18 protein-coding genes are annotated in these 21,036 nt (G+C 73.5%); 17 read left to right on the forward strand and 1 reads right to left on the reverse strand.

What is annotated here, in order from left to right:
- The first annotated feature begins 128 nt into the window (after positions 1-128).
- The 4 genes from ACZ6I1_RS00630 (at position 129) to ACZ6I1_RS00645 (ending at position 6,803) form a co-directional block, all read left to right on the forward strand.
- Positions 129-1,190 carry a quaternary amine ABC transporter ATP-binding protein gene (locus tag ACZ6I1_RS00630; RefSeq protein WP_469281996.1) on the forward strand — a complete coding sequence of 354 codons (1,062 nt, stop codon included), beginning with the start codon at positions 129-131 and terminating at the stop codon, positions 1,188-1,190.
- Positions 1,190-2,983, forward strand: coding sequence for an ABC transporter permease/substrate binding protein (locus ACZ6I1_RS00635; RefSeq protein ID WP_469281580.1), 1,794 nt, complete (start codon positions 1,190-1,192; stop codon positions 2,981-2,983). The genes ACZ6I1_RS00630 and ACZ6I1_RS00635 overlap by 1 nt, the downstream gene beginning before the upstream one ends.
- A 201-nt stretch (positions 2,984-3,184) precedes the next feature.
- The gene (locus ACZ6I1_RS00640; protein ID WP_469281581.1) at positions 3,185-3,391 is read left to right on the forward strand and encodes a hypothetical protein; all 207 of its coding nucleotides are present in this window, start codon (positions 3,185-3,187) and stop codon (positions 3,389-3,391) included.
- A 148-nt stretch (positions 3,392-3,539) separates the two neighbouring features.
- The gene (locus tag ACZ6I1_RS00645) at positions 3,540-6,803 is read left to right on the forward strand and encodes a TIM-barrel domain-containing protein (RefSeq protein WP_469281582.1); all 3,264 of its coding nucleotides are present in this window, start codon (positions 3,540-3,542) and stop codon (positions 6,801-6,803) included.
- Positions 6,804-6,812: 9 nt separating this feature from the next.
- Here ACZ6I1_RS00645 and ACZ6I1_RS00650 read toward each other — a convergent pair whose 3' ends face one another.
- Positions 6,813-7,343, reverse strand: coding sequence for a DUF6817 domain-containing protein (locus ACZ6I1_RS00650; protein WP_469281583.1), 531 nt, complete (start codon positions 7,341-7,343; stop codon positions 6,813-6,815).
- Positions 7,344-7,525: 182 nt separating this feature from the next.
- On the opposite strand from ACZ6I1_RS00650, the gene ACZ6I1_RS00655 reads away from it, so the two are divergent.
- The 13 genes from ACZ6I1_RS00655 to hypF all read left to right on the forward strand — a co-directional run bounded on the left by ACZ6I1_RS00655 (position 7,526) and on the right by hypF (position 21,022).
- Positions 7,526-8,431, forward strand: coding sequence for a LysR family transcriptional regulator (locus tag ACZ6I1_RS00655; protein ID WP_469281585.1), 906 nt, complete (start codon positions 7,526-7,528; stop codon positions 8,429-8,431).
- A 200-nt stretch (positions 8,432-8,631) separates the two neighbouring features.
- Entirely contained in the window at positions 8,632-10,401 is a 1,770-nt protein-coding gene (locus tag ACZ6I1_RS00660) for a hydrogenase maturation protein (protein ID WP_469281586.1), read from the forward strand.
- 73 nt (positions 10,402-10,474) lie between these two features.
- A complete protein-coding gene (locus tag ACZ6I1_RS00665) occupies positions 10,475-11,530 on the forward strand; it encodes an NADH-quinone oxidoreductase subunit B family protein (protein WP_469281588.1) in 1,056 nt (351 codons plus the stop codon).
- Between the two features lie 72 nt (positions 11,531-11,602).
- On the forward strand, positions 11,603-13,387 hold the full coding sequence (locus ACZ6I1_RS00670; protein WP_469281590.1) for a nickel-dependent hydrogenase large subunit: 1,785 nt from the start codon (positions 11,603-11,605) through the stop codon (positions 13,385-13,387).
- Complete coding sequence (locus tag ACZ6I1_RS00675; protein WP_469281591.1) at positions 13,384-13,908, forward strand: hypothetical protein; 525 nt, start codon at positions 13,384-13,386, stop codon at positions 13,906-13,908. Before ACZ6I1_RS00670 ends, ACZ6I1_RS00675 begins: the two co-directional genes overlap by 4 nt.
- Entirely contained in the window at positions 13,905-14,564 is a 660-nt protein-coding gene (locus tag ACZ6I1_RS00680) for a DUF5947 family protein (RefSeq protein ID WP_469281593.1), read from the forward strand. The genes ACZ6I1_RS00675 and ACZ6I1_RS00680 overlap by 4 nt, the downstream gene beginning before the upstream one ends.
- Positions 14,561-15,298, forward strand: coding sequence for a DUF6084 family protein (locus tag ACZ6I1_RS00685; RefSeq protein ID WP_469281594.1), 738 nt, complete (start codon positions 14,561-14,563; stop codon positions 15,296-15,298). The genes ACZ6I1_RS00680 and ACZ6I1_RS00685 overlap by 4 nt, the downstream gene beginning before the upstream one ends.
- The gene (locus ACZ6I1_RS00690) at positions 15,295-16,725 is read left to right on the forward strand and encodes a hypothetical protein (protein ID WP_469281596.1); all 1,431 of its coding nucleotides are present in this window, start codon (positions 15,295-15,297) and stop codon (positions 16,723-16,725) included. Before ACZ6I1_RS00685 ends, ACZ6I1_RS00690 begins: the two co-directional genes overlap by 4 nt.
- Entirely contained in the window at positions 16,722-17,234 is a 513-nt protein-coding gene (locus ACZ6I1_RS00695) for a hydrogenase maturation protease (protein ID WP_469281598.1), read from the forward strand. The genes ACZ6I1_RS00690 and ACZ6I1_RS00695 overlap by 4 nt, the downstream gene beginning before the upstream one ends.
- A complete protein-coding gene (locus ACZ6I1_RS00700) occupies positions 17,231-17,335 on the forward strand; it encodes a DUF6893 family small protein (RefSeq protein ID WP_469281600.1) in 105 nt (34 codons plus the stop codon). The genes ACZ6I1_RS00695 and ACZ6I1_RS00700 overlap by 4 nt, the downstream gene beginning before the upstream one ends.
- 112 nt (positions 17,336-17,447) lie before the next feature.
- Entirely contained in the window at positions 17,448-17,852 is a 405-nt protein-coding gene (locus ACZ6I1_RS00705) for a hydrogenase maturation nickel metallochaperone HypA/HybF (protein WP_469281601.1), read from the forward strand.
- Between the two features lie 3 nt (positions 17,853-17,855).
- Positions 17,856-18,644: a hydrogenase nickel incorporation protein HypB gene (hypB, locus tag ACZ6I1_RS00710; RefSeq protein WP_469281603.1), complete on the forward strand. Its 789-nt coding sequence runs from the start codon at positions 17,856-17,858 to the stop codon at positions 18,642-18,644.
- Positions 18,644-21,022: a carbamoyltransferase HypF gene (hypF, locus tag ACZ6I1_RS00715; protein ID WP_469281605.1), complete on the forward strand. Its 2,379-nt coding sequence runs from the start codon at positions 18,644-18,646 to the stop codon at positions 21,020-21,022. Before hypB ends, hypF begins: the two co-directional genes overlap by 1 nt.
- Positions 21,023-21,036: the final 14 nt, after the last annotated feature.

The following is a 21,036-nucleotide window of genomic DNA, read 5'->3' on the forward strand; positions in this document are numbered from 1 at the left end:
CTGGAGTGGAACCACCTACTCCGGCCCAATCCGCCGGAGGGTGGCGCACGCGGGCAGATCCCGTCCCGCTCCACGGCCCGCCGGCCCGACCGGCGCGCGCCGTACCCGGTACGACCCGCGAGGTGCATGTGTCCACGCTCCAGGCCGAGCACGTCCACAAGGTGTTCGCCAGACACCCCGACGAGGAGGCGGCGGCGGTCCGCGCGCTCCGGAACGGGGCCGGCCGCGAGGAGCTGCGCGCCGCCGGGACGACGGCCGCGGTCATCGACGCATCGTTCCGCGTCGAGCCCGGCCAGATCTTCGTCGTCATGGGACTGTCCGGATCCGGCAAGTCCACACTGCTGCGCATGCTCAACGGACTGCTGGAGCCCAGCGCGGGACGCATCCTCTTCGACGGTGAGGACCTCACCGCGCTCGGGGCGCGCGAGCTGCGCCGGGTGCGCTCCACCAAGATCAGCATGGTGTTCCAGCACTTCGCGCTGTTCCCGCACCGCGACGTCCTCGAGAACGCCGCGTACGGCCTGGAGGTCCAGGGCGTCCCCCGGGCCGAGCGCGAACGCCGGGCCGGCGAGGCCCTGGCGCTGTGCGGGCTCGGCGGCTGGGAGAAGTCCTGGCCCGACGAGCTCTCCGGCGGCATGCAGCAGCGCGTGGGCCTGGCCCGCGCCCTGGCCACCGACGCCGACCTGCTGCTGATGGACGAGTCCTTCAGCGCCCTCGACCCGCTGATCCGCCGCGACATGCAGGACCAGCTCCTGACCCTGCAGCGGCGGCTGAAGAAGACCATCGTCTTCATCACCCACGACCTCAACGAGGCGATGCGCCTGGGCGACGGCATCGCCGTCATGCGGGACGGGCGCATCGTCCAGCAGGGCACCGCCGAGGACATCCTCACCCGGCCCGCCGACGACTACGTGGCCTCCTTCATCCAGGACGTGGACCGCTCGCGCGTGCTCACGGCCGGAGCCGTCATGGACGACGCCCCCGCCGGCGCGGACGCCTGCGCCTGCCCCACCGTCCACGCCGGCACCCCGCTCGCCGACCTGTGCGCCGTCAGCGCCCGGGTCCCGCACCCGGTCGCCGTGACCGACGCGGACGGCGCGGTCATCGGCTCCGTCCCGCAGGACCGCCTCATCGCCTTCATCGGCGACGAACCGCGGCCGCCGATGGCCTGCGCGCAGGTGACCGCCTGATGCCCCGCCTGCACCTCGGAGCCTGGGTCGACAGCGGTGTCGACTTCCTCCAGAGCCATCTGTCCTGGCTGTTCGACGCGATCAGCGCGCTCGTCACCGGCCTCTACGACGGCATCGACGCCGTCCTGTCCGCCCCCGCACCGCTGCTGTTCGCGGGCATCCTCGCCATCGGCGCCTGGTGGCTGCGCGGGCTCCTCGCGGGCCTGGCCGCCTTCGCGGGCTTCGCCCTCGTCGACTCCGTGGATCTGTGGTCCGAGGCCATGTCCACGCTGTCCCTGGTCCTGGTCGCCACCCTCGTCACGCTGTTCTTCGCCGTCCCCCTCGGCATCTGGGCCTCGCGCTCCGACCGGGTCAGCGCCGTGCTGCGGCCGGTCCTGGACTTCATGCAGACCATGCCGGCCATGGTCTACCTGATCCCCGGCATCATCTTCTTCGGGGTGGGCGTGGTGCCCGGCATCATCGCGACCATCATCTTCTCGCTGCCGCCGGGCGTACGGATGACCGAGCTCGGCATCCGCCAGGTCGACCCGGAGCTGGTCGAGGCCGCCGACGCCTTCGGCACCGCGCCGCGCGACACCCTCGTCCGCGTCCAGCTGCCGCTGGCCCTGCCGACCATCATGGCCGGGGTCAACCAGGTCATCATGCTCGGCCTGTCCATGGTGGTCATCGCGGGCATGGTCGGCGGCGGCGGCCTCGGCGGCGCCGTCTACCGGGCCATCGGCAACGTCGACATCGGCCTCGGGTTCGAGGCGGGCATCTCGATCGTCATCCTGGCCATGTACCTCGACCGGATGACCGGGGCGCTCGGCCGCCAGGTCTCCCCGCTCGGCCGGCGCGCCCTCGCCACGGCGCGGTCCGCCGCCTCCGGTGCGGCCCGGGCGTGGAACCACCGCCCCCGGCCCGCCCACGCCCTCACCGGGGCCGTCGTCCTCGCCCTCGTCGCGGGAGGGCTGGGCGCCTTCGGCGGCCCGGGCACCCAGGACGGACCGGCCGGCGCCGCGGACATCGGGAAGGGCCGCACGCTCTCCGTCGGCTACATCCCCTGGGACGAGGGCATCGCCTCCACCTTCCTGTGGAAGGAGCTCCTGGAGCGGCGCGGCTTCAAGGTCGACGCCCGCCAGCTGGAGGCCGGCGCCCTCTACACCGGCCTGGCCGGCGGCCAGCTGGACTTCCAGACCGACGCCTGGCTGCCCGTCACCCACGCCCGGTACTGGGAGAAGTACGGGAACGAACTGGAGGACCTCGGCTCCTGGTACGGCCCCACCTCGCTGGAGCTGTCCGTGCCCTCGTACGTGAAGGACGTGCGCTCGCTCGCCGACCTGAAGGGCAAGTCGGCGCAGTTCAAGGGGCGCATCATCGGCATCGAGCCGAGCGCGGGCGTCATGTCGATCCTGAAGGACAAGGTCCTCAAGGAGTACGGGCTGGAGGGCGAGTACCAGGTCGTCGACGGGTCCACCCCGGGCATGCTCGCCGAGCTCAAGCGGGCCTACGACAAGAAGGAGCCCGTCGTGGCCGTGCTGTGGTCCCCGCACTGGGCGTACTCCTCGTACGAGCTGACCAAGCTGCAGGACCCGAAGGGGGTCTGGGGTACGGGCGACGGCATCCACACCCTGGCCCGCAAGGGCTTCGCCGCCGACGAGCCGGACGTGGCGCGGTGGCTGAGCTCCTTCAAGCTCACCGAGCAGCAGCTGACCAGCCTGGAAGCCGAGATCCAGGACACCGGCAAGGGCAAGGAGCAGCAGGCGGTCCGCGCCTGGCTGGCCGAGCACCCCGAGGTCGACGCGCCGGTGTGACCCGGCAACCCCGGGGTCCGCGCGGGGCGGGCCCCGGGGCGGCGGTGCGCGCGGTTGGTCACCAAGTGCCCGCAAGAGGACCGAAAACCTCCTGTGGGCCACACCTCTGACCAGCCGGAACACTGGACGATTCGCCCATGCGGCCGAAGGCTCCGCCATGGCACAGTGCGATCAGTCCAACCGCACGACCAGGGAGCCTCCATGCGCGATCCGCACCGCACGCCGCTCACGGCGGCCCCCGAGTGCCCGCCGGAGCCCGGCCCGCTGCCCCGCTGTCCGGTGTGCGACGGCGCCGCGGAGCGCATCTCCTGGCGGCAGCGGCCCGGCCGCCCCGTGGTCCTGGTCTTCGACCCCTGCGGTCACCGGTGGTCCTCCCCGGTCCCGCCGGTGCTGGCGGTCACCCCCTGAGGAACGCCGTGCACCTTTGATGCTCAAAGTTGCGCGGTAGGAAGAGATTTCGAGCATCATCCTTCAGTGGGGCCCTGTCGAGCGCTATCTTGTCAGGCGCATGCCAAAGAGGTGTGTCCGCGACCCGGACCGCACGAGGAGCTGCCCCATGAGACTGCCAGGCATCCACAGGACCAGGATCAGGACCAGGACCAGGACCAGTGCCGGGGCCGGCACCAGGGCGTGGGGCGGGATTCCGCCCCACCGCCCGCCCCGGCTGCGGCGGACCCGGTCCGCGCTCCTCGCCGCCGCTCTCGCCGTCGCGGGCCTGGCCGCCGCCGGGCCGGTCGCCTCGCCCGCGGCCGCGGCGCCCGCCGGTGCCACGGCCACCGCCGGCAACGCCACCGGCTTCAGCCAGGCCGGCAACACCTTCACCGTCACGGCCTCCAGCGGCGCGAAGGCCCGCGTGGTCGTCGCCCGGGCCGACATCTTCCGGCTCTGGCTCTCGCCCGACGGCGCCTTCACCCACGACCCGGCCGGCACCGACCTCGCCCCGACCACCGACTTCGGCCCCGTCACGACGAGCTGGACCGACGCGGGCGCGTACTACCGGATCACCACCGGAGCCCTGTCCATCCGGGTCAACAAGTCGCCCCTGCGGTTCTCCGTCTACCGGGCCGACAACACCACACCCGTCTGGCAGGAGACCCAGCCCACCAGCTGGACCGGCAGCCAGACCACCCAGTACCTGGCCCGGGGCGCGGACGAGCAGTTCTACGGCACCGGCCTGCGCCTGGGCGAGTGGGCGCTGCGCGGCAAGACCGTCCCCGTCGCGGTCGACAACAAGTGGCGCGAGAACAACAACGCCAGCCCCGCTCCCTTCTACATGTCGACCAACGGCTACGGCGTCATGCGCAACACCTGGGCCCCCGGCTCGTACGCCTTCAACGCGCCCACCGCGCTGACCCACGACGAGAAGCGCTTCGACGCCTGGTACTTCACCGGCGACTCCCTCAAGTCCGTGCTCGACGCGTACACCGACGTCAGCGGCAAACCGTTCATGGCACCGATGTGGGGCTTCGAGCTGGGCAACGCCGACTGCTTCAACGCCTCCAACCCCGACTACCAGGGCGACCACGGCCGCCTCCGCCACCAGACCACCCCGGACGTCGTCGGGTACGCGGCCGACGCCCGCGCCGCCGACATGCCCTCGGGCTGGTTCCTGCCCAACGACGGCTACGGCTGCGGCTACACCGCGCCCCTCAAGTCGACGGTGGACGCGCTGAAGGCCAAGGGCTTCCAGACCGGACTGTGGACCTCCACCGGGCTCGGCTCCATCGCCGACGAAGTCGGAAACGCCGGCTCCCGCGGCGTGAAGACGGACGTGGCCTGGATCGGCAGCGGCTACGAATACGCCTTCGACGGCGTGCAGCAGGCCGTCGACGGGATCGAGCGGAACTCCGACGCCCGGCGCTTCGTCTGGACCGTCGACGGCTGGGCCGGCACCCAGCGCAACGCCGTCGTCTGGACGGGCGACACCCACGGCACCTGGGACGACATGCGCTGGCACGTCCCCGCCATCGCCGGCGCCGGCCTGTCCGCCCTGAACTACGCCGCCGGCGACGTCGACGGAATCTTCGGCGGCAGCCCCAAGACGTACACCCGCGACCTCCAGTGGAAGGCCTTCACCCCCGCCTTCATGACCATGTCCGGCTGGGGCGCGACCAACCCGTCAGCCGGCTACCAGGACAAGCAGCCCTGGCGCTTCGCGGAGCCGTACCTCTCCATCAACCGCAAATACCTCCAGCTCAAGATGCGGCTGATGCCGTACCTCTACACGATGAGCCGGACGGCGCACGAGACCGGCGTGCCCAGCACCCGCGCGATGGTCCTCGAGTACCCCGAGGACCCGGTGGCCCGCGGGAACCTCACCAGCGGGCAGTTCATGGCCGGCGACTCCCTCCTCGTCGCGCCCGTCGTCTCCGACACCTCCGTCCGCGACGGGATCTACCTGCCCGCAGGCACCTGGACGGACTACTGGACGGGCCGCACCTACGCGGGCCCGGGATGGCTGAACGGCTACCAGGCGCCGCTCGACACCCTGCCGCTCTTCGTCAAGGGCGGCGCCATCGTGCCGATGTGGCCGCAGATGAACCACACCGGCGAGAAGCCCGTCTCCACCCTCACCTACGACATCCACCCGCGCGGCAGCTCCTCCTTCAGCCTGTACGAGGACGACGGCCTCACCCGCGCCCACCAGTCCGGGGCCTACGCCCGCCAGCGGGTCGACGTCACCGCCCCCGCCTCGGGCTCCGGCACGGTCACCGTCTCCGTCGGGGCCCCCACCGGCAGCTACACCGGCAAGCCGGCCTCCCGGGGCTACGAGTTCACCCTCCACGTGGCCTCCGCGCCCACCGCCCTCACGGCGGACGGAGCCGCCCTGCCCCGACTGACCTCCAAGGCCGCTTACGACACGGCCGCCACGGGCTGGTTCTTCGACCCGGCGGACCGCTCCGGAATCCTGTGGGTCAAGACGGGTGCGAAGTCGGGCGCGTTCAGCGTCTCGGCGGCGGGCACCACCGTTCCGGCGGCCGGAGCCCTGCCGTCCTCCAGCCCCATCGCGCAGTCGGGCTGGTCCCTGGTCTCGGCCGACAGCCAGGAGACCGCCGCCGAGGACGGCGCCGCCGTCAACGCCTTCGACGGCGACCCGGCCACGCTGTGGCACACCGCCTGGTCCTCCGGGAAGCCGGCCGCGCTCCCGCACGAGATCCAGCTCGACCTCGGCGCCCGCTACGCGGTCGACGGCCTCGGCTACCTGCCCCGCCAGGACGGCGGGGTCAACGGCCGCATCGGCGACTACGAGGTCTACGTCTCCGACACCACCGCCGACTGGGGCTCACCCGTGGCGAGCGGCTCCTTCGCCGACACCGCGGCCGCCAAGAGCGCCGCCCTGTCCGTGAAGAGCGGCCGCTACCTGAAGCTGAAGGCCCTCACCGAGGCCGGCGGACGCGGCCCCTGGACCAGCGCCGCCGAAATCACCCTCACCGGACGCCCGGCCCCGCTGCCGGCCGACGCCACCCTCGTCAACGCGGCCTCGGCCACCTGTATCGACCTGCCGCACAGCGCCACCACCCCCGGGACCGAGCCCACCCTCTACACCTGCCACGGCGGCCCGAACCAGCGCTGGACCCTGCACGGCGACGGCCGCCTCACCGGCCTCGCCGGGGTCTGCCTGGACGGCTCCGCCGCCCGCGTGACCATCCAGACCTGCGACGGCAGCGCCGGCCAGACCTGGCAGGCGGGCCCCCAGAGCACCCTGCGCACCGGCGGCCAATGCCTCGCCCCGGCCGGATCCGGCACCGCCAACGGCACCCTCCTCGCCCGCGCCGCCTGCAACGACACCGCTGCCCAACGCTGGACCTTCACCCCCTGACCGCACGCGTCAGCCGCCGAGCACGGCCTGGCACTCCCGCCAGGCCGGCTCGCTCAGCAGTTCGCGGAACCCGCCGAACAGCGACAGCAGTTCCGCGCCCCACCTCGCCCGGAAGGCGGGATCGGTGCGCGCCAGATCGAGCTCGTTGGCCGCCGACAGTTCGGCGAAGTCCCGGCGCAGCTCCAGGGCGGGGGAGTGGACCCGGCCGGTGAACCGGTCCCGGAAGGCCGCCTGCGCCCCGCCGAGCGTCGGATAGGACGCCGCCCGGTCGCAGGACGCGTAGAAGTAGACGATCTCCTCGGCCCCGGCGCCTATCACCGCGGCCAGCTCCGGCCGCCGCGAGAGCGGGAGCAGGGCGGTCGCGAAGCCGTCCGTCCCGTAGAAGGCGTGGCACAGCCCCGCCTGCCGGAGTTCGGGCCGCGCTCCCCACGAGGCGAGCAGCTGCCGTACCCGCACCAGGTGGACGAGCAGGGTTCCGCCGGGATGCGGGACGCGCTCGGCGCCGAGTTCCCGCAGCCATGCGACGACTTCATCCGGCACGGGCGCGTCCTTCCGCGAAGTGGTGGGTCGGCACCCGTCCGACCTCCGCGCCGGGGGTCCGGACCCCGTGGCGCCGACGCGGGACGGGTTGCCGCCCGGGCCCTGCCTCGATCTTGGTCCGGCCCGACACCCAAGTCAATCCACCGATTTGCTCCCCGTACCCAAGCGATAGCTTGGAGCTCATGACCCTCGACGACCTCCGCGTGTTCGTGGCCGTCTGCCGCGCCGGAAGCCTCAGCTCCGTGGCCCGCGACCTCGGCCGTACCCAGTCCGCCGTCAGCCAGCACGTCCGCCGCCTCGAAAAGGAGACCGGCACGAGCCTGCTCGAGCGCCACGCCCGCGGGGTGGTGCCCACCGAAGCCGGCCGCATCCTGCAGGCGGCCGCCGCCGACGGCATCGCCGGCCTCGACGGCGCCCTGCGCCGCCTGGACGACCTCGTACGGGGAGGCGGCGGCTCGGTGCGGGTCACCACCGGCGCGACCACCGTCCGCCACTTCATGTCCGAGGCCGTCGTCACCTTCCGCAGCCGGCACCCCGGGGTGAGCCTGGAGTTCCAGACCGAGAACTCCAGCCGCAGCTGCTTCGACGCCCTCGCCGCCGACGACCTCGACCTCGCCTGGATCACCATCGGCGCCCCGGTCCGCGGCATCGAGCAACGCCCCGTGATGGAACTCCCCTGGGTGCTCGCGGTCGGGGCCGACGACCCCCTCGCCGCCCGCCCGCACATCGAACTCGCCGATCTCTCCGGGATCCGCCACATCCGGCTGCCCGAGAACTCCGCCTCCCGCGCCCGCCTCGACGCCGCCTTCGCCGACGCCGGCATCCGCGTCCGCTCCGACACCAGCGTCGCGGACTGGGACACCGCCCTGCTCCTTTCCGAACTGGGGCTCGGCCACGCCGTCGTACCCGCGCTGCCCGGCTGGCGGGTCCCCGGGACCGACGGCCCGCTGCGCCTGGTCCCCGTCCCCGGACTGCCGCCCCTCGCCGTCGGCTGGGCGGTCCGCCGCTGGTCCGCCCTCGCCCCGCCGGCCCGGGCCTTCGCCGCCGAGGTGGCCCGCAGCTGCACCGCCCGCGCCGCCGCCCGCTGACCCCGGGCGGCACACGACCCTAGGCCGAGTGGCGCCCGCAGGCTGCGCTTTCGGGTGACACCCCCGCTCGGCGCCGGGCGCGCCGCCGCCGGGGTGCCCGACCATCTCAGGCGGCCGGTCATGACGTGCGCGTCGGGCTCCGGCCATGATCCGCCGAGGCGCTTCGGCGTCGCGGCTCCGGGCCGCCGCTGGGAGATCACGTGCACGTCCTGCTCGTCGCGAGCGCCTTCAACAGCCTCACCCAGCGGGTCCACGCCGAGCTGCGCGACCACGGCCACAGCGTGGCGGTCGAACTCGCCCTGCCCCACGTGCCCCTGGCCCCTGCCGTCCACCGGCACCGGCCCGACCTCGTCATCGCGCCGATACTGCGCACCGCCCTCCCGGAGGAGGTGTGGGCCGCGTACACCTGCCTGATCGTCCACCCCGGACCGGTCGGCGACCGCGGCCCCGCCTCGCTCGACTGGGCCCTCCACGCACAGGCCGCCCGATGGGGCGTCACCGTCCTGCAGGCCGAGGCCGAGATGGACGCCGGACCCGTCTGGGCCCACGCCGACTGCCCCCTGCCGCCGGTGGGCAAGAGCGACCTCTACCGCGGAGAGATCGCCGACGCCGCCCTGGAGGCCGTCCTCCTCGCCGTCCGCCGCTTCGCCTCCGGTACGTACACCCCGCAGCCGCAGACCACCGGACACCCGCGCCCCGCGATGCGCCAGGAGCACCGCCGGATCGACTGGGAGACGGACTCCACCGCGGGTGTCCTGCGCACCCTGCGTGCCGCCGATTCACAGCCCGGCGTACGGGACGAACTGCTCGGCGCCCCCTGGTTCCTGCACGGTGGCCACCCCGAGGACCGCCTGCGCGGCCGGCCCGGGGACCTGCTCGCCACCCGGGCGGGCGCCCTCTGCCGGGCCACCGCCGACGGCGCCGTCTGGATCCCCGAACTGCGCGCCCCCCGCACCCCCGGCGGGCCCGCCGCCCCGAAGCTGCCCGCCACCGTCGCCCTCGCCGGCCGGCTGCCCACGCTGCGGGAGCATCCCGCCCCGCTGCACACCGACGTGCGCCGGCGCACCTGGTCCGACATCGGTTACCGGGAGGAGGGGCAGACCGGCTTCCTGTCCTTCTCCTTCCCCGGCGGCGCGATGAGCACCGACCACTGCCGGCGCCTGCTGGACGCCTACCGGATCGCCTGCGCCCGCCCCACCACCGTCCTCGTCCTCGGCGGCGGCCGCGACTTCTTCTCCAACGGCATCCACCTGGGCGTCATCGAGGCGGCCGACGACCCGGCCGAGGAGTCCTGGGCCAACATCAACGCCATGGACGACCTGGTCGAGGCCGTGCTCACCACCACCGACCGCCTGGTCGTCGCCGCGCTCGCCGGCAACGCGGCCGCCGGCGGCGCCATGCTCGCCCTGGCCGCCGACGAGGTCTGGTGCCGCTCCGGCGTGGTCCTGAACCCGCACTACCGGCTGATGGGACTGCACGGCTCCGAGTTCTGGACGTACACCCTGCCGCGCCGCGTCGGCACCGGCGTCGCCGAGCGCCTCACCACCGAGGCCCTGCCGCTGAGCGCGGAGGCCGCACGGCGGCTGGGGCTGGCCGACCGTACGGTGCCCTGCGCGCCCCAGGCCTTCGCCGGCGAGACGGCGCGGCTCGCGGCGCGACTGGCAGCCCTGCCGGCCACGGCCTCCCGGATCGCCGCCAAGAAGGCGCTGCGTGACCGCGACGAGGCCGAGCAGCCGCTGGCCGCCTACCGGGAGGCGGAGCTGGCCCTGATGCGGCAGACCTTCTTCGACCCGCACGCCCCGTACCACGCCCTGCGCCGCGCCTTCGTCCGCAAGGAGCCCGCGACGGCCACACCACCCCACCTCGCGCGCGCCGTGCCCGGCCGGCACACGGCCCCGCTGCCCTCGCGGCAGCGCCAGGTCACTGGACTGGCCGCGCACGACGCGGCGCGCCGGGTGCCCGGCTGCTAGCAAGAAGGGTGGGGCCGCCGCGGCGGCCCCGCCCCGCACCCCGCCCCGAGCACCTCCCCGAGGAGGCATCCCCATGGATCCAGCGACGTCGGCCACGGTCGAAGACCCCCCGATCCACATCCTCTGGATCAACGCGGGACTGAGCTGCGACGGCGACTCCGTCTCCCTGACCGCCGCCATGCAGCCCAGCATCGAGGAGATCGTGACGGGCGCCCTGCCGGGGCTGCCCAAGATCGCGGTGCACTGGCCGCTGATCGATTTCGAATGCGGCCCGGTCGGTGGTTCCGACACGTTCATCGAGTGGTTCTTCAAGGGGGAGCGGGGCGAGATCGACCCGTTCGTGCTCGTCGTGGAAGGCTCCATTCCCAACGAGAAGATCAAGCCCGAGGGCTACTGGTGCGGCTTCGGCGACGACCCCGAGACCGGGCAGCCCATCACCACCAGCGAGTGGATCGACCGGCTGGCCCCCAAGGCCCTCGCCGTCGTCGCCATCGGCACCTGCGCCACGTACGGCGGCATCCACGCCATGGAGGGCAATCCCACCGGAGCCATGGGCGTGCCCGACTACCTGGGCTGGAACTGGACCTCGAAGGCCGGCATCCCGATCGTGTGCGTGCCGGGCTGCCCCATCCAGCCGGACAACTTCTCCGAGACCCTGACCTACCTGCTCTACCAGGCGGCCGGCGCGGCCCCGATGATCCCGCTCGACGACAAACTGCGCCCCACCTGGCTGTTCGGCGCCACCGTCCACGAGGGCTGCGACCGGGCCGGCTACTACGAGCAGGGCCAGTTCGCGCACACCTACGACTCGCCCCAGTGCCTGGTCAAGCTGGGCTGCTGGGGTCCCGTCGTCAAGTGCAACGTGCCCAAACGCGGCTGGATGAACGGCATCGGCGGCTGCCCCAACGTCGGCGGCATCTGCATCGCGTGCACGATGCCCGGCTTCCCCGACAAGTTCATGCCGTTCATGGACGAACCCCCGGGCGCCAAGGTGTCCAGCAAGGCGAGCGGTGCCTACGGGGCGGTGGTCCGCAGGCTCCGCGCGGTCACGGCGCACACCGTGGACCAGGAGCCGAAGTGGCGCCGCACCGGCCGGAAACTGACCACCGGCTACCGCCCGCCCTGGTGACCGCCCCGCACGTCCTCACTCCGTCCACGCACTCCGCGCAGCACAGCAGCGAGAAGGGTCACGGCAGACACGATGGCACCGAAGACGAAAGCGGCCGGTGACGGCAGCGGCCTGGTGGAGATGGCCTGGGATCCGATCACGCGGATCGTCGGCAGCCTCGGCATCCACACGAAGATCGACTTCAAGCAGAAGCGGGTCGCGGAGTGCTACAGCACCTCGTCGGTCTTTCGCGGCTACAGCGTCTTCATGCGCGGCAAGGACCCCCGCGACGCGCACTTCATCACCAGCCGCATCTGCGGGATCTGCGGCGACAACCACGCCACCTGCTCCGTCTACACGCAGAACATGGCCTACGGGGTGAAGCCGCCCCACCTCGCCGAGTGGATCATCAACCTGGGCGAGTCGGCGGAGTACATGTTCGACCACAACATCTTCCAGGAGAACCTGGTCGGGGTCGACTACTGCGAGAAGATGGTCCGCGAGACCAACCCCGGGGTCCTGGAGCTGGCCGAGCGCACCGAGGCCCCGCACGCCGGTGACCACGGCTACAAGACCATCGCCGACATCATGCGCTCCCTCAACCCCATCGAGGGCGAGTTCTACCGCGAGGCCCTCCAGGTCAGCCGCTACACCCGGGAGATGTTCTGCCTGATGGAGGGCCGCCACGTGCACCCCTCCACCCTCTACCCGGGCGGCGTCGGCACCATCGCCTCCGTGCAGCTCTTCACCGACTACATGAGCCGCCTCATGCGGTACGTGGAGTTCATGAAGCGCGTCGTCCCGCTCCACGACGACCTCTTCGACTTCTTCTACGAGGCCCTGCCCGGGTACGAGGAGGTCGGCCGGCGCCGTGTGCTGCTCGGCTGCTGGGGCGCGCTCAACGACCCCGAGTACTGCGACTTCACGTACGCCAACATGTCCGACTGGGGCCGGAAGATGTTCGTCACCCCGGGCGTCGTCGTCGACGGCAAGCTGGTGACCAACGACCTCACCGAGATCAACCTCGGCATCCGCATCCTGCTCGGCAGCTCGTACTACGACGACTGGGCGGGCCAGGAGCAGTTCGTCACCCACGACCCGCTCGGCAACCCCGTCGACCCCCGCCACCCCTGGAACCAGCACACCATCCCCGCCCCGCAGAAGCGGGACTTCGACGACAAGTACAGCTGGGTGATGTCGCCCCGCTGGTTCGACGGCAAGGACCACCTCGCGCTCGACACCGGCGGCGGTCCCATCGCGCGCCTGTGGTCCACGGCCCTGTCCGGGCTCGTCGACGTCGGCTACGTCAAGGCCACCGGGCACAGCGTGGTCATCAACCTGCCAAAGACGATGACCAAGCCCGAAACGCGCTTCGAGTGGCAGATCCCGAAGTGGAGCAACGCCCTGGAACGCAACCGGGCCCGCACCTACTTCCAGGCGTACGCCGCCGCCATCGCCCTGCACTGCGCCGAGAAGGGGCTGGCCGAGGTCCGCGCCGGACGCACCCAGACCTGGGAGAAGTTCGAGGTGCCGGACGAGTCCATCGGCGTCGGCTTCACCGAGGCCGTACGGGGCGTGCTCTCGCACCACATGGTGATCCGCGACGGCAAGATCGCCAACTACCACCCGTACCCGCCGACCCCGTGGAACGCCAGCACCCGCGACACCTTCGGCACCCCCGGACCGTACGAGGACGCCGTCCAGAACACGCCGATCTTCGAGGAGAACCCCCCGGAGAACTTCAAGGGGATCGACATCATGCGCGCCGTGCGCAGTTTCGACCCCTGTCTGCCGTGCGGGGTCCACATGTACGTGGGCGGCGGCAAGACGGTGAAGACCATGCACGTGCCCACCGGTCTGAGCGGACTGGGCGGATGAGCCCGGCCGTCGACGCCCGCGAGGCGGGCCGCCGCGTCGAGGAGGTGCTCGACCGGCTCGCCGCCACCGGCGACCGGGAGGCGTGCGCGGCCGCCGAGGAACTCGTGCGCGTCCTCATGGACTTCTACGGGGCGGGCCTCGGCCGGCTCGTCGGGCGGCTCGGCGACGCGCCGCTGCGCCCGCTGCTCGACGACGAACTCATCGCGAGCCTGCTGGCCCTGCACGACCTCCACCCCGAGGACGTGCACACCCGCATCTCCCGCGCCCTGGCCGCCGCCGGCGAGCCGGTGGAGGTGCTGGGCTTCGACGAGAGCACCGGGGTGCTGCGGCTGCGCTCCGCCTCCGAGGGCGCCGGCTGCGGGTGCGGCGGCGCCGGCGGGCCGGGCGCCCGGCAGACCCTCGAGGACGTGCTCGCCTCCTTCGCCCCCGAGGTCACCCGGGTGGACGTGGAGCAGGCGCCCCCGCAGCCCGCCCTGCTCCAGATCTCCGCCCGCCCGCACGACCCGGCGCGGGTGCCGTGAACCGGCACCCGGAGCGTACGGGCGCACCGCGCGGCCTGCGGCGGTTCGCCGGCCCGCGCCCGCCGCGGCCCGAAACCTGCGAACTGTGCGCGGCAGTGGTGCCCGAGGACGCCCACCGCCACCTCGTGGAGACCGAGAAGCGGGTCCTGGTCTGCGCCTGCACCGCCTGCGCCCTGCTGTTCGACCGGCCGGGCACCCCCACCGGGCGGTACCGCGCGGTCCCCGACCGCTACCTCACCGACCCCGGCCATCCGCTCGACGAGGGAGCCTGGGAGCTGCTCGGGATCCCGGTCGGCGTCGCCTTCTTCTTCCGCAACGCCGCCCTCGACCGCCTGGTCGCGCTCTACCCGAGCCCGGCCGGAGCCACCGAGAGCGAGCTCGACCCGCAGACCTGGCAGAACGTACTCGGCCGCGGACGCCTGGCCGCGCTGCTCGAGCCCGATGTGGAAGCCCTCCTGCTGCGCCGCTCGGAGGGCCGCACCGCCTGCTACCTCGTGCCCATCGACATCTGCTACGAACTGGTGGGCCGCATGAGGCTGCTGTGGCAGGGCTTCGACGGCGGAGCCGAGGCCCGCGCCGCCCTCGACGCCTTCTTCGACCAGGTGGAGCGCCGGTCCAAGGTCCCGGCCGGCGCAGCCGGGGGGCCGCCGCGATGACCGACCTCCGCTTCACCTGCACCGGAGTGCGCGCCGACGCCCACGCCGCCGGCCCCACCCTCGTCTTCCGGCTGCGGATCACCGCCGCCGGCAACGCCCGGGTGCACGCACTCGCCCTGCGCTGCCAGATCCGCATCGAACCGGCCCGGCGCGGCTACGGCCCCGCCGAGGCCGAGGGCCTGGCCGACCTGTTCGGCGAGCGCAGCCGCTGGGGCAGCACCCTCCAGCCCGTGCAGTTCGCCCAGGTCGCGCTCATGGTGCCCGGCTTCACCGGGGAGACCGAGACCGACCTGGCCGTCCCCTGCACCTACGACATGGACATCGCGGCGACCCGCTACTTCCACGCCCTGCGGGAGGGCGAGGCGCCACTGCTGATGCTGTTCTCCGGCACCGCCTTCACCGGCGCCGGCGGCTTCCGGGTCGAGCCCGTGCCCTGGGACCGGGAAGCCCCGTACCGCCTGCCCGTATCCGTGTGGCGGGAGATGATCGAGCAGCACTTCCCGGGCTCCGGCTGGCTGCGGCTGCCCCGCGACACCATGGCCGAGCTGCTGGCCTTCCGCTCGCGGCACGCCCTCGCCTCCTGGGAGGCCACCGTACGCACCCTCCTCGACACGGCCGCCGCCGCGGACCCGCCGCCCGCGCCGGACCCGCCGCCCGCGCCGGACCCGCCGGACCCGCCGCCCCTCCGGTTCGGCTCCGTCCTGCCCCGTTCCGCCGAGAGGACGGCGCCATGACCACCACCGCCGCGCCGGACTCCCGCTTCGCCACCGCGCGGCAGGTGGCCGACGCCGTCCTCTTCGAGGGCTACGTGCTCTACCCGTACCGGGCCTCGGCGGCCAAGAACCGGCTGCGCTGGCAGTTCGGCGTCCTGGTCCCGCCCGCGTGGGGGCCGGCGCACGGGGAGCACGCGCACCAGCAGACCGAGATCCTCATGGAGCCCAAGGGCGCCGCGCACCTCGCCGTCGAGCTGCGCTTCCTGCACGCACAGCGCCGCACCGTCCAACAGGCCCTGCCCGACGGCACGTTCACGGACGTGGCCGAACTGCACCTGGCGGACCGGGTCCTCGTCCCCTGGGACGAGGGGGCCGAGGAGCGGGTCGAGCTCTCCGCCGGCGTGGCCGAACTGGCCGGGGAAGGAGTCGCGCTCCCCTTCCGCCGCCCCGCCCGCGAGACCACCGAGCCCGTCCTCGACGCCGACGGCCGCCGCGTCGGCCGCCTGGTGCGGCGCACCGAGGAGGTCGAGGGCGTGGTACGCCTGCGCGCCACCGAACTCGAAGGCGCCTACCGCGTGTTCAAGCTCACCGCGGTCGTGGAGAACACCAGCCCGTCGACCCCGCCGGACGCGGCGGCCGGCCGCGACGCGGCCCTGCCCCGCTCGCTGGTCGCCGCGCACCTCCTCCTGGGCCTCAGCGCCGGCTCCTTCCTTTCCATGACCGACCCGCCCGAATGGGCCCGGGAACCCGTCGCCTCCTGCGTCAACCGCCACACCTGGCCCGTCCTGGCCGGCGAACGCGGCCGCGCCGACGTGGTCCTGTCCTCCCCGATCATCCTGGAGGACCACCCGGCCATCGCCCCCGAAAGCGCCGGGGCCATGTACGACGCCACCGAGATCGACGAGATCCTCGCCCTGCGCACGGCGGCCCTCACCGACCGGGAGAAGCGCGAGGCACGCGGTACGGACGCCCGCGCCGCCGCCGTGATCGACCTGGCCGACACCATGCCGCCCGAGGTACTGGAACGGCTGCACGGGGCGGTGCGCGCCCTGCGCGAGATCACCGACCCGGGCGCAGCGCACCGGGACCTCCCCGGAACCGGCACCGAACCCCCGGACGGGGACGGGGTGTTCCGGCCCGACACCCCCTGGTGGGACCCGGCCCGGGAGGACACCGCCGACCCGGTGCGCGACCGGATCCTCGTCGACGGCGCCCCCGTGGGCGCGGGCAGCCGCGTCCTGCTCCGCCCCGGCCTGCGCCGCACCGACGCCCAGGACCTGTTCCTCCAGGGCATGGCCGCCCGGGTCGAGGCGGTGCTGCACGACGTCGACGGGGGAGTGCACCTCGCCGTGACCGTCGAGGGCGACCCCGGTGCGGACATCCGGCGGGAGCAGGGCCGCTTCCTCTACTTCCAGCCCGACGAGGTCACCCCCCTGGAGGACGCGTGAGCCGCAGAACGCTGGTCGCCGGCATCGGCAACGTCTTCCTCGGAGACGACGGCTTCGGCGTCGAGACCGTGCGGGCCCTGTCCGCGCACCCACTGCCCGACGCGGTGGAGGCGGTGGACTTCGGCGTACGCGGAGTGCACCTCGCCTACCAGCTCCTCGACGGCTACGACACGCTTCTGCTGGTCGACGCCACCGCACGCGGCGGAGAGCCGGGCACGCTCTACCTCATCGAGCCCGACGGGAGCGCCGGGCCGGGCGGCGCCGTCCTCGACGGCCACCACATGTCCCCCGACGCGGTCCTCGCGCTGCTGGACACCCTGTGCGCCGGCACCGGAACCGCTCCGCCCCGCCGGACGCTGGTCGTCGGCTGCGAACCGGCCTCGGTCGAGGAGGGCATCGGCCTGAGCCCACCGGTGGCCGCGGCCGTGCCGCAGGCCGTCCGCATGGTGCTGGACCTGCTCCACGACGAGACCGCAACGCCTTCCCGCGCACTGAGGAGAACCCCATGAAGAAGGCCGTCGTCTGCGGGGCCGCCACCGCCGCACTGCTCGCCGTACTGGCGCAGGTCTTTCCCGACATCAGGCGCTACCTGCGCATGGTCAGGATGTGAGCCCCGGCCGCCCCGGCGCCCGAACGGCTTACGGGGCGTGTCGCGCGTCGGCGTGCCCGCCCGCCACGCCTCCGTCCTGCCGGTGTAATGAGCCCCGGCAGGACGGAGTCCGATGCACGAGATGTCGATCGCCATGGCCGTCGTCGGTCAGGTGGAGGAAGCGGCCGGGGCCGGTGGTGCGAGCGCCGTGACGGCCGTGCGGCTCCAGGTCGGAGAACTGGCGGGCGTGGTCCCCGACGCCCTGGCCTTCTGCTTCGAACTGGCCTGCGCCGGAACCGTACTGGAAGGCGCCGGCCTCGTCACCGAGACGGTGGCCGGCCGCGCCCGGTGCGGCTCCTGCACTCGTCAATGGCCGACCGGCATGCCGCCCGAACTGTGCTGCCCCGGCTGCGCGCGGGCCACCGACGTCGAGCTGGTCGCGGGCCGCGAGCTGCGGATCCTCACCGTGGAGTGGGAGGACGGTCCCGCCGCCCGCGCCGCCGCCCCCACCCGCGAACCGATCTCCGAGGAGGCCTGAACCATGTGCCGAGTGGTCGATCTACGGCAGGCGGTACTCGCCAAGAACGACGAGGCGGCGCACACCCTGCGCGCCGAACTCACCGCACGGGGAACCGTGGTCGTCAACCTGCTCTCCAGTCCGGGCAGCGGGAAGACGGAACTGCTCGAGCGCGAGCTGCTCCTCGCCCGGGAACGGGGGGTGCCGGTGGCCGCACTGACCGCCGACCTCGCCACCGAGAACGACGCACGGCGGCTGGCCCGTTCCGGAGCACCGGTCAAGCAGGTGCTCACCGACGGGCTGTGCCACCTGGAGGCCGGGATGCTGGGCCGGCACCTGGACGGCTGGCTTCCCGAGGACACCCGGGTCCTCTTCGTGGAGAACGTGGGCAACCTGGTCTGCCCGGCCTCCTACGACCTCGGGGAGACCCTGCGCGTGGTCCTGGCCTCGGTCACCGAGGGCGAGGACAAGCCGCTGAAGTACCCGACGGCCTTCGGGCTGGCGCAGCTGGTGGTGGTGACCAAGACCGACATCGCGGGGGCCGTCGCGTTCGACGAGGCGGCCTTCCGCGCCAACGTCCAGCGGGTCAACCCCGGTGTGGAGGTGGCGCTGACGTCCGCCCGCGCGGGTGAGGGCGTGGGTGTGCTGCTGGACCGGGCGCTGGCGGTGGGCGCGGGCGCCGGGGCGCACACGCCGGTCATGGCGCGCCGGCCCCACGGGCAGCGGGACGACCACGACCACGGGGCTGGGCACGGCCACGGGCCTGGGCACCACGGGCACGGGACGTCGCACGAAGTGGTGCAGACGCACTGATGGAGGCCGTCGAGCGGCGCCGGATCATCGTCCGGGGCGTGGTGCAGGGTGTCGGCTTCCGGCCCTACGTGTACGCCCGCGCCACCGGCCTCGGCCTGGCCGGGCACGTCACCAACACCCCGGAGGGCGTCGTCGCGGAGGTGGAGGGCGCACCGGCCGCCGTCACCGAGTTCTGCGAGCGGCTCGCGGCGGACGCGCCCCCGCTGGCGGTGGTGGACGCGGTCCACCACCGGCGGGTGCCCGTCGCGGGCGGCACCGGATTCGCCATCGTCGCCTCCCGGACCGGCGGCCCCGCCCGCACCCTGGTCCCCCCGGACGTGGCGACCTGCGCGGACTGTCTCGCCGAACTGGCGGACCCCGCCGACCGCCGCCACCGCCACCCCTTCATCACCTGCACGCACTGCGGACCGCGCTTCACCATCGTCACCGGGCTGCCCTACGACCGCGCCCACACCACGATGGCGGGCTTCCCGATGTGCCCCGACTGCGCCCGCGAGTACGCCGACACCGCCGACCGCCGCTTCCACGCACAGCCCGTCGCCTGCCCGGCCTGCGGGCCACGGCTGCGGCTGCTCGCCGGGCGCCCTCCCCGCGAGGTGCCCGACGTGGACCCGATCGCCGAAGCCCGCCGGCTCCTCGCCGCCGGCGCGATCGTCGCCGTCAAGGGGATCGGCGGCTACCACCTCGCCTGCGACGCGGCCGACCCCGTGGCGGTGGCCGAACTGCGCCGCCGCAAGGCCCGCGGGGACAAGCCGTTCGCCCTGATGGCACGCGACCTCGCCGACCTCGAACACCTCGTGCACATCGGCCCCCAGGAGCGCGCCCTGCTCACCGGGACGGCACGGCCGATCGTGCTGCTGCGCCGCCGCCGGGCGTTCGGGTCCGCGGTCGCCGCCGGCGCGGTGGCCGACGGGGTCGCCCCGCGCTGCCCCGACCTGGGCGCGATGCTCCCGTACACGCCCGTGCACCATCTGCTGCTCGGACTGCCCGGCGACCCGCCGGGTGCCCGGATGCTCGTCATGACCAGCGGAAACCTCTCCGGAGAGCCCATCGTCACCGACGACGACGAGGCCCTGGACCGGCTCGCCCGGCTGGCCGACGCATGGCTCACCCACGACCGCCCGATCCACGTGCCCTGCGACGACTCCGTGGTGCGCGTCTGCGACGGCGAGCCGCTGACCGTACGACGCTCCCGCGGTTACGCCCCGCTGCCCGTGACGCTCCCGCTGCCGGTCCCCGGGATCCTCGCCGCCGGGGGAGACCTGAAGAACACCTTCTGCCTCGGCGAAGGACGCCGGGCCTGGCTGTCCGCTCACATCGGCGACATGGACGACCTCGCCACCCAGTACGCCTGCGCACGCGCCCAGCGGCAGCTGGAGGCCGTCACCGGCGTCACCCCCGCCCTCCTCGCGGCCGACCTGCACCCCGGCTACCACTCCGGGCAGCGGGCCCGGCGCGACGCCGCCGGCCGGCCGCTGGTCCGCGTACAGCACCACCACGCCCACATCGCCTCCACGATGGCCGAACACGGCCTGGACGGTGGCCGGACGGTGATCGGTGTCGCCTTCGACGGCACCGGCTACGGCGACGACGGCGCGGTGTGGGGCGGGGAGTTCCTCCTGGCCGGCTACGCCGGCTACACGCGCTTCGCCCACCTCGCGTACGTGCCGCTGCCGGGCGGCGACGCGGCCGTACGCCGCCCGTACCGCATGGCCCTGTCGCAGCTGTGGGCCGCGGGCATCGAATGGACCCCGGACCTGCCCTGTGCCGCCGCCTGCCCCTCCGGCGAACTGCGGGTGCTGCGCACCCAGTTGGAGCGGAACCTGAACTGTGCCCCCACCTCCAGCATGGGCCGCCTCTTCGACGCCGTGTCCTCCCTGGCGGGGATCTGCCACCGCTCCGGGTACGAGGCGCAGGCCGCGATCGAGCTGGAGTCGGCGGCCCTCGCCGACCTCGCCGACATGGACGACCTCACGACCGCCCGATCCGGACCGGGGTACGCCTTCGCCCTGCGCCCGCCCCCGGACGGCGCCGAGGGGCCGGTGACCGCCGATCCGGCGCCGCTGCTGGCCGCCGTGGCGGCCGACGTGCGCGCGGGCACGGAGCCGGCCCGGATCGCCGCCCGGTTCCACACCGCGGTGGCCGAACTGGTCGGCGCGCTCTGTGAACTGGCCCGCGAACGGCACGGCCTGGACACCGTCGCCCTGACCGGCGGGGTCTTCGCCAACACCCTGCTCTCCTCGGCCTGTGCCCGCATCCTGCGCGGACGGGACTTCACCGTCCTGCGCCACGCCGGGATCCCGCCGAACGACGGCGGCCTCGCGCTGGGCCAGCTCATGGTGGCGGCAGCGGTCCGCGCCACGGATCACCATCCCTAGCGAAGGAGAAGCCC

This window comes from Streptomyces sp. NPDC046303, from assembly GCF_055588085.1.

Coding starts and splice junctions, on each gene's coding strand:
- ACZ6I1_RS00635 (WP_469281580.1), top strand. CDS start 1,190: ATGCCCCGCCTGCACCTCGGAGCCTGGGTCGACAGCGGTGTCGACTTC.
- ACZ6I1_RS00640 (WP_469281581.1), top strand. CDS start 3,185: ATGCGCGATCCGCACCGCACGCCGCTCACGGCGGCCCCCGAGTGCCCG.
- ACZ6I1_RS00645 (WP_469281582.1), top strand. CDS start 3,540: ATGAGACTGCCAGGCATCCACAGGACCAGGATCAGGACCAGGACCAGG.
- ACZ6I1_RS00655 (WP_469281585.1), top strand. CDS start 7,526: ATGACCCTCGACGACCTCCGCGTGTTCGTGGCCGTCTGCCGCGCCGGA.
- ACZ6I1_RS00665 (WP_469281588.1), top strand. CDS start 10,475: ATGGATCCAGCGACGTCGGCCACGGTCGAAGACCCCCCGATCCACATC.
- ACZ6I1_RS00670 (WP_469281590.1), top strand. CDS start 11,603: ATGGCACCGAAGACGAAAGCGGCCGGTGACGGCAGCGGCCTGGTGGAG.
- ACZ6I1_RS00675 (WP_469281591.1), top strand. CDS start 13,384: ATGAGCCCGGCCGTCGACGCCCGCGAGGCGGGCCGCCGCGTCGAGGAG.
- ACZ6I1_RS00685 (WP_469281594.1), top strand. CDS start 14,561: ATGACCGACCTCCGCTTCACCTGCACCGGAGTGCGCGCCGACGCCCAC.
- ACZ6I1_RS00690 (WP_469281596.1), top strand. CDS start 15,295: ATGACCACCACCGCCGCGCCGGACTCCCGCTTCGCCACCGCGCGGCAG.
- ACZ6I1_RS00700 (WP_469281600.1), top strand. CDS start 17,231: ATGAAGAAGGCCGTCGTCTGCGGGGCCGCCACCGCCGCACTGCTCGCC.
- ACZ6I1_RS00705 (WP_469281601.1), top strand. CDS start 17,448: ATGCACGAGATGTCGATCGCCATGGCCGTCGTCGGTCAGGTGGAGGAA.
- hypB (WP_469281603.1), top strand. CDS start 17,856: ATGTGCCGAGTGGTCGATCTACGGCAGGCGGTACTCGCCAAGAACGAC.
- hypF (WP_469281605.1), top strand. CDS start 18,644: ATGGAGGCCGTCGAGCGGCGCCGGATCATCGTCCGGGGCGTGGTGCAG.